The organism is Ohtaekwangia sp. (assembly GCF_036568665.1).
In the GTDB taxonomy this organism is placed as follows: Bacteria; Bacteroidota; Bacteroidia; order Cytophagales; family Cyclobacteriaceae; genus Ohtaekwangia.
The window spans coordinates 1-7,890 of record NZ_DATCSD010000369.1 but is presented as its reverse complement, the minus strand read 5'-3'; the positions used below and the strand labels follow the sequence as shown (position 1 = coordinate 7,890).

The window sequence follows — 7,890 nt, the reverse complement described above, 5'->3', positions numbered from 1 at the left end:
TCACTCGTTAACCAGGTGATCTATGTAAGTGCTACGCCAGCCGAGTACGAACTACGAAAATCAGAAGGTGTCGTGGTCGAGCAACTCATTCGTCCTACGGGATTATTGGATCCGGAGATTGATGTACGCCCGAGTAAAAATCAGATCGATGATCTCCTTGAAGAAATTGATGAGCGTGTCAAGAAGCAGGAACGTGTATTGGTAACAACGCTCACCAAACGCATGGCAGAAGAACTTACCAAGTATATGGATCGCGTAGGTATAAAGTGCCGCTATATACATTCTGAAGTGCATACCCTCGAACGTGTAGAGTTGCTGCGCGAACTTCGATTAGGTGTATATGATGTGCTGGTAGGAGTAAATTTGTTGCGTGAAGGCCTTGATCTTCCGGAAGTATCCTTGGTGGCTATACTCGATGCTGATAAGGAAGGCTTCCTCCGTAATCAACGTTCACTGGTGCAGACGATCGGTCGCGCTGCACGTAATGCGAATGGTCGTGTAATTATGTATGCGGATAGTATAACAGAGTCCATGCAGGTAGCCATAGAAGAGACGAACCGCAGAAGAAAAATTCAGCTTGACTATAATAAAGCCCACGGCATTACACCACGAACTGTTCTCAAATCGAAAGAAGCGATACTGGGACAAACCAAAGTTGCCGACTCGAAAAAATCTACGCGCAATTACTATGTGGAGAACGAGGAAGTTACGCTTGCTGCTGATCCGGTAGTAGCGTATCTCAGCAAAGATGAATTGACCAAGATGGCAGAGCGCACACGTAAAGCGATGGAGAAGGCCGCAAAAGAACTGGAATTTATGGAAGCCGCCAAACTACGCGATGAGTATATGGCGATCCAGAAAATGCTGGATGAGCGCAAGTAAACTCTATACTATTTGCGTATAAGGTCTACGTTGTAAAAGCCTCCGCGATTTTCTTTTCGCTCCAGCGATTGCCGTGTAATGATATAACCAATCGTGAGGAGGTTTCTCAACTCACAAAGCTGTGGAGAAAGCACTGCTTCATCATATAGCTTTTCGGTTTCGTGATACATGATGTCGATCCGCTTCAGTGCGCGTTGTAGGCGATCGTTCGAGCGAACAATGGCTACATAGTCGCTCACCATATCACGAAGCTCTTTACGATTGTGTGTGATCAATATCTGCTCACGGGGCACCGTTGTGCCTTCTGCATTCCAATCGGGTATATCGTTTGGTATAGCAATAGCTCCGAGTTTTGTTTCAACATCAGCAAAGCAACGATGCGCAAATACAATTGCTTCCAGCAGTGAGTTCGATGCAAGGCGATTAGCGCCATGTAAACCCGTGCGCGAGCATTCGCCACATGCATACAAGTTGGCTATAGAAGTCCTTCCATGTACATCCACTTCTATACCTCCGCATTGATAGTGTGCGGCAGGCACTACCGGAATCATCTCTCGGGTTATATCAATGCCTTTGCTCAGGCACTTCTCATATATATTCGGGAAGTGTGAAATAAAATCTTCTTTCGGAAGATGCGTACAATCCAGGTATACACATTCATCACCCCGTGTTATCAATTCATTGTCGATTGCCTGCGCTACTATATCACGTGAAGCCAGCTCAGCGCGCTCATCGTACTTGAACATGAAACGCTCGCCATCTTTCGCACGCAGGTATGCACCATGCCCGCGTATAGCTTCCGTAATTAAGAAAGAAGGGTTATCATCTTTCGAATAAAAAGCAGTTGGATGGAACTGAACAAACTCCATATCCCGCACTTTCGCCATAGCGCGATAAGCCATCGCCACACCATCGCCCGTAGCAATCAACGGATTAGTTGTAGTGCGATACACCTGGCCTGAGCCACCTGTGGCAAGCATCGTTACCTTCGCAGTATATTTCTCGATCTTGCATGTGTGCTGATCCATTACATACGCACCATAGCAGGTAATGCCTGGTTGTGGCTGTGAAATTTTATACTTGAAATGGTGTTCAGTGATTAAGTCGATAGAGAAGTGATGCGAAAGCAGCGTGATGTTCGGCAGTGTGCTGACCTGCTTTAACAGACTTTGTTCGATCTGCCAGCCGGTAATATCTTTATAGTGTATAATTCGCTTGGCCGTGTGGCCACCTTCGCGACCTAAAGCAAGATTGCCGGATTCATCCTGATCGAACTCAACACCCCACGCTATAATTTCTTCCAGACGCTGCGGACCTTCCTTTACTACGAGTTCTACTACTTCGCGATCGCACAAGCCATCGCCTGCGCGCAACGTGTCGGCTATGTGTTTCTCAAATGAGTCTGTGAGTTCATCGAGCACAACCGCTATACCACCTTGTGCATACTTGGTGTTCGACTCGCTGTCGTCTGCTTTGGTAATAACGGTGATGGATTGATCCGGAAACCGCTTGGCTGTTTTTATAGCGAACGACAGCCCGGCTATACCGGAACCGATAATGAGAACATCTGTCTGCGGCATGATTAGTTTTTAGAGATTTCCAGCATGCGCTGAATCGGGATCAATGCCTTCACACGAATATCTTCCGGCACCTGAATCTCCGGCAGTTCATACTTCAAACAAAGATATAGTTTCTCCAATGTATTCATGCGCATAAAAGCACACTCGCTGCAGGCACACGTATTGTCTTCATGGCTCGGAGCGGGTATAAGACTTTTATGCGGCACCTCTTTCGCCATCTGGTGAAGTATACCGGCTTCGGTAGCGATGATATACTCCATGTTGCTATCATTCTTCACGAAGTTAATCATGCCCGTAGTGGAACCTATATAGTGTGCTACTTTCAGAATATGCGATTCTGATTCAGGGTGCGCTACAATTTTAGCATTCGGATGTTGCTTGTGCAGATCGAGTAATTTATCGATAGCAAAGGCTTCGTGTACCATGCAGGCGCCATCCCACAGCAACATGTCGCGTCCTGTTTTGTTGATCAGGTAACGCCCCAGATTTTTATCAGGCGCAAATATGATCGGTTTATCTTTCGGCACCGAATTCACAATCTTCTCTGCATTAGCCGAAGTACAGATGATATCGCTCATCGCTTTTATATCGGCCGTGCAATTGATATAGGTAATAACGATGTGATCGGGATGTGCTTCTTTGAATTTCCGGAACAGATCGGCCGGAGCTGATTCTGCCAGCGAGCAACCCGCTTTCAAATCGGGCAGTAAAACTTTTTTATCAGGATTGAGAATCTTGGCTGTCTCACCCATGAAGTGAACACCGGCAAACACAATCATATCCGCTGTAGTAGCAGCAGCCTGTTGCGAAAGACCCAGGCTATCGCCAACATAATCGGCTATATCCTGTATATCCGGAGTCTGGTAATAATGTGCGAGTATAACTGCGTTCTTCTCTTTACGCAGGCGGTTTATAGCCTCCACAAGATTGGTCTGCTTATCTACCGGAATATCCAGAAAACCTTTTTGCTGAAGTTTACCGGCTGCTTTTGCTATGATTTCGTCCGTTACCATTTTCTGTTTTGCACCAGGGCGGTGCGAAAATAATGCTAAATGTTCAGAGTTTCTTTGCTCTTCTTGATAACCGGCAAGCGAGCATCCATTGCCTACTCCAACAACCCTAACTTGTGCTGAAAAATTCCAGCTATACTGTTGGCTCGCTGCTTGGCTTCCTCTGCCTTTTCGCCTGCAAAATTCTCGTCAACCGTATGCTCAAAATGCAAAAGCCACCGATCAAAATGTTTCGTGCTTAACAGCAAGTCGCGATGCTTTTCAAACGGGTTGCTCTTATAGCTTTGATCGCCCAATAAAACAGACGACCAGAAATTATAAATCACGGGCAAATGATATGGCCAATCTACATGGCTGAACAAAGGCGCCAGCAAATCATCCTGCTTTACTTTAGCATAGAATGCATCGATCAGCAACTGTATATCTTCCCGCGCCTGTATCTCTTTCATGACAGTATCTCTTTTGTATGCTCGCCTAGACCAGGCGGTGCCGATAATTTTTTCTCTCCTACACTGCCGAGTTTTGCTACAAAGCTTCTAACACCGGTAATGCCGCTATCGTTCAGCAACAGTTCCTTTACTTCGGGTGTTTCAAAAACCTGCTGCATGTTCTGAATAAAACCTGCCGGTATTTTCATACGATGCATTGCGTGGATGAGTATATCTGCGGTATATAGTGCCATGCGTGTTTGCAACAAGGCATTCAATTCTATTCTATTTTCAACACGTGCTGCATTGGTTTTGAAACGTGCATCCTGTGCAACAGTCTGTATCTCCAGTATAGCACACAAGTCCTGAAACTGCCGGTCACTTCCTACAGCCAGTAAAATCTCCTGTGTATCGGCCGTTATATATACATCGCCATACGGTGCTATATTTGGATGTGCCGAGCCTTGCTTCTGCGGAAGCTTGCCGGCCACCAGCCAGTTCGTTGCCTGATTCACCAGCGATGCAGCCGCAGCCTGTATCAACGATACTTCTACTTTATCGCCTTTACCGGTTCGCTCGCGATTCAGCAAGGCGAGTAATATACCTTCCTTTAAATGATGCGCAGCCAAAACATCTACCAATGCAACGGGCATCTTGAGTGACGCTCCACCGGGTTCACCATTCATAAACATGAAGCCTGCTTCTGCCTGGATAATTGCATCGTAACCAACTCTGGGATTTTCAGGACCATAGCCACTGATCTGCGCATATACCAACCGTGGATTGAGCTTTGCCAGTGTTTCGTAATCAACGCCTAATTTTTCGGCATCACCGGGTTTATAGCTGGCTATAACAACATCGGCCTTAAGCGCCAGGTCATATACTCTTGCACGATCTTGTTCATCGTGAAGATCCAGTGTTACGGATCGCTTGCCCCAGTTTACCGAACAGAAGTAGGCAGAGCGATCGCCTGTGCGTTCACCGGCAAGTTTCCAGGTGCGCGTAACATCACCTCCGGTAGCAGGGTTCTCTACTTTAATCACCTCGGCACCCAGTTCAGCAAAAAATTGCCCTACGCTTGGCCCTGCCAGCACAGAGGCCAGCTCAAGTACTTTTAAATGAGAAAACATACGATTGAACGAGACATTTAAAACCAAAAATCATACTTCTTCACAAATTGTTAATCATTTATAGCATTTTTGCACCCGGATTCAAACAAAATATATTTTCCATGAGGACATTGCTGATTGCCATTACACTACTTGTGCTGGGAGGAGCGTGCGCGAAGAAAACACAGAATGCCACGGCTTTGAAAACCGGTACGTGGCGTGCTACGATCGAGATACAGGGACAGCAATTGCCCTTTAATTTTGAACTGGTAAATGATGCCGATGGAGGCTACGATATATACCTGCGCAATGCAGATGAACGCCTGTTGCTGGATGAAGTAAATGTTTCGGGCGACTCGGTAAATATCGGTCTGCACATTTTTGATGCTAACATCAAGGCGCACATTAAGGGCGATTCATTGCAGGGTGAGTTCATCAAGAATTATGAGAAGGACTATAACATTCCTTTCACTGCGGTATACGGACAAACATTCCGTTTTGAAAAAGTAAAGACGCAAGAAAACATTCCTGACTTCTCCGGTAAATATGAAGTGACTTTCGTGAATGAAATGGACACGACTAAAGCAGTGGGTATATTTAAACAGCAAGGCGATAGTGTTACCGGTACATTTATGACTCCTACGGGCGACTATCGTTATCTGCAAGGCAACATAGTAAACAGTCTGATGCAACTCAGCACCTTTGATGGAAATCATGCCTATATTTTCCGTGCAACGAAAAAAGATGATGGCACATTGGTAGGTGAATTTATCTCCGGTAAAAACCACATGGAGTTTTGGGAAGCGGTAAAGAACGAGAATGCATCTTTACCGGATCCGGAATCGCTCACCTACCTGAAGCCTGGCTTCGAACGCATCGAGTTTAACTTCCCTGATATTAACGGCAAGATGGTAAGCCTCAATGACGAGAAGTATAAAAACAAAGTAGTCATTCTGCAAATGTTTGGTACGTGGTGCCCGAACTGTATGGATGAAACAATGTTCCTTTCTCCATGGTATAATGAGAACAAACAACGCGGTGTGGAAGTGATTGGTCTTGCCTATGAGCGCAAGCCTGATTTTGAATATGCGAGCGGACGCGTGAAGAAGATGATCGCGAAATTAAAAGTGAACTACGACTTTGTTATAGCGGGCACCAACGATAAAGTGAAGGCAGCTGAAACATTGCCCATGCTGAATAAAGTAGTGGCTTTCCCGACAACTATTTTTATTGGTAAAGACGGTAAAGTAAAGAAGATTCATACAGGATATTCCGGTCCGGGTACCGGTTTCTATTATGAGCAAGGCATTCAGAAGTTTAATGAAACCGTTAATGAACTTTTGAACGAGAATTTGACTTCTAAAAAGTAATGAAGTCCGCAGACACTATATCCGCCATATCCTCTACAGCTACCCCCAACACCACTTTGCCTGGTAAAGGTAAACGTGTAGTAGTGGGCTTATCGGGAGGCGTGGATTCCAGTGTATCTGCATATTTACTCCTGCAACAGGGATACGAAGTCATCGGCATGTTTATGAAGAACTGGCATGACGACTCCGTTACCATCAGCAACGAATGCCCATGGATCGATGACAGCAACGATGCTATGATCGTGGCGCAACATTTAGGTATACCTTTTCAGGCGATTGATCTGAGTGAACAATACAAGGCGCGTATAGTGGACTATATGTTTGCTGAGTATCAACGCGGCCGTACGCCTAACCCGGATGTACTCTGTAATCGTGAGATCAAGTTTGATGTTTTTCTGAACGCTGCCTTAAAGCTCGGTGCCGACTTTGTTGCTACGGGACATTACTGCCGCAAGAGCGAGATACAACAGAACGGCAAGACAGTATATCAACTTCTTTCGGGTAAAGATCCGAATAAAGATCAGAGCTATTTTCTGTGTCAGCTTACACAAGAGCAGCTCTCACGCTCGCTCTTTCCGATTGGTGAATTACTAAAACCGGAAGTGCGTGCTATTGCCAAAGAGATCAACCTGGTAACAGCGGATAAAAAAGATTCGCAAGGATTATGCTTTGTGGGCAAAGTACACTTACCTGATTTTCTGCAACAGCGCTTGATGCCCAAGAAAGGAAAGATCGTAAATGTACCGGCTGATGCTGCATCATTTAAAAATGGTTTTGATAAAGATGATCTCGCACAGATAACTGCGCCTTATCATTTTGAACCTTCCGTGGGTGCTATAGTAGGTGAACACAACGGTGCGCATTACTATACTATAGGTCAACGTAAAGGATTAAACCTCGGAGGTTTTCCGGAACCATTGTTTGTGATCGGCACTAATACGGATGACAATGTAATCTATACCGGCATGGGCGAAGAACATCCGGGGCTGTATCGCAAAGGTTTATTTATCCCCAATGAAGATGAACATTGGATAAGAACCGATCTGAAATTACAAGTGGGTGAATCAGCAACTTATAAAGCACGTATTCGTTACAGGCAACCGCTGGCTAATTGTACGCTACATAAAAAAGAAGAGGGGTTATATATCCTTTTCGATATTCCGATGAAGAGTATAACTCCGGGGCAATTTGCTGCCTGGTACAATGGTGAAGAACTAATCGGTTCGGGTGTTATCAGTTAAGCGATTAAATAATCATGCCATTACTATAGTCGTCCATTAAACGGTTATAATAGCTATATACCTATAGCATTTTACACTCTTAATATTTCGGCACATTTTTCGTTTGGAACAGTTTGCTTAATTTTGAGCCAAATAAAAAATCGATCTATGAAAAGACACATTCGTTTTGTGGCAGCCGCTGCTTTCTTGCTGCTTTCATTTTCCCAGTTCAGCGCTTCAGCCCAGGTAAAAAAGGGTGACTTCTTATTGAGCCCAAGCCTTGGCTTCGGT

At 45.2% G+C, this 7,890-nt stretch carries 7 protein-coding genes; 3 read left to right on the top strand and 4 right to left on the bottom strand.

From position 1 onward, the window contains the following. Positions 1–882, top strand: an 882-nt coding sequence (locus tag VIN08_RS21175) for a helicase-related protein (protein ID WP_331969417.1), incomplete at its 5' end; no start/stop codon positions are given. 8 nt (positions 883–890) lie between these two features. On the opposite strand, the gene nadB is transcribed toward VIN08_RS21175, so the two are convergent. The 4 genes from nadB to VIN08_RS21155 form a co-directional block, all read right to left on the bottom strand. Continuing rightward, positions 891–2,462 (bottom strand): L-aspartate oxidase, encoded by a 1,572-nt coding sequence (gene nadB / locus VIN08_RS21170; protein ID WP_331969415.1) that lies wholly within the window; start codon positions 2,460–2,462, stop codon positions 891–893. 2 nt (positions 2,463–2,464) lie between these two features. Beyond that, a complete protein-coding gene (gene nadA, locus VIN08_RS21165) occupies positions 2,465–3,475 on the bottom strand; it encodes a quinolinate synthase NadA (RefSeq protein WP_331969413.1) in 1,011 nt (336 codons plus the stop codon). Positions 3,476–3,567: 92 nt separating this feature from the next. Next, positions 3,568–3,921, bottom strand: a complete 354-nt coding sequence (locus tag VIN08_RS21160) for a group III truncated hemoglobin (protein WP_331969411.1) — start codon at positions 3,919–3,921, stop codon at positions 3,568–3,570. Then, complete coding sequence (locus VIN08_RS21155; protein ID WP_331969409.1) at positions 3,918–5,030, bottom strand: CoA transferase; 1,113 nt, start codon at positions 5,028–5,030, stop codon at positions 3,918–3,920. Before VIN08_RS21155 ends, VIN08_RS21160 begins: the two co-directional genes overlap by 4 nt. A gap of 101 nt (positions 5,031–5,131) precedes the next feature. On the opposite strand from VIN08_RS21155, the gene VIN08_RS21150 reads away from it, so the two are divergent. Both VIN08_RS21150 and mnmA read left to right on the top strand, forming a co-directional pair. Continuing rightward, on the top strand, positions 5,132–6,379 hold the full coding sequence (locus tag VIN08_RS21150) for a TlpA disulfide reductase family protein (RefSeq protein WP_331969407.1): 1,248 nt from the start codon (positions 5,132–5,134) through the stop codon (positions 6,377–6,379). Beyond that, positions 6,379–7,620 (top strand): tRNA 2-thiouridine(34) synthase MnmA, encoded by a 1,242-nt coding sequence (mnmA, locus tag VIN08_RS21145; RefSeq protein ID WP_331969406.1) that lies wholly within the window; start codon positions 6,379–6,381, stop codon positions 7,618–7,620. The genes VIN08_RS21150 and mnmA overlap by 1 nt, the downstream gene beginning before the upstream one ends. Positions 7,621–7,890: the final 270 nt, after the last annotated feature.

Coding starts and splice junctions, on each gene's coding strand:
- nadB (WP_331969415.1), bottom strand. CDS start 2,462: ATGCCGCAGACAGATGTTCTCATTATCGGTTCCGGTATAGCCGGGCTG.
- nadA (WP_331969413.1), bottom strand. CDS start 3,475: ATGGTAACGGACGAAATCATAGCAAAAGCAGCCGGTAAACTTCAGCAA.
- VIN08_RS21160 (WP_331969411.1), bottom strand. CDS start 3,921: ATGAAAGAGATACAGGCGCGGGAAGATATACAGTTGCTGATCGATGCA.
- VIN08_RS21155 (WP_331969409.1), bottom strand. CDS start 5,030: ATGTTTTCTCATTTAAAAGTACTTGAGCTGGCCTCTGTGCTGGCAGGG.
- VIN08_RS21150 (WP_331969407.1), top strand. CDS start 5,132: ATGAGGACATTGCTGATTGCCATTACACTACTTGTGCTGGGAGGAGCG.
- mnmA (WP_331969406.1), top strand. CDS start 6,379: ATGAAGTCCGCAGACACTATATCCGCCATATCCTCTACAGCTACCCCC.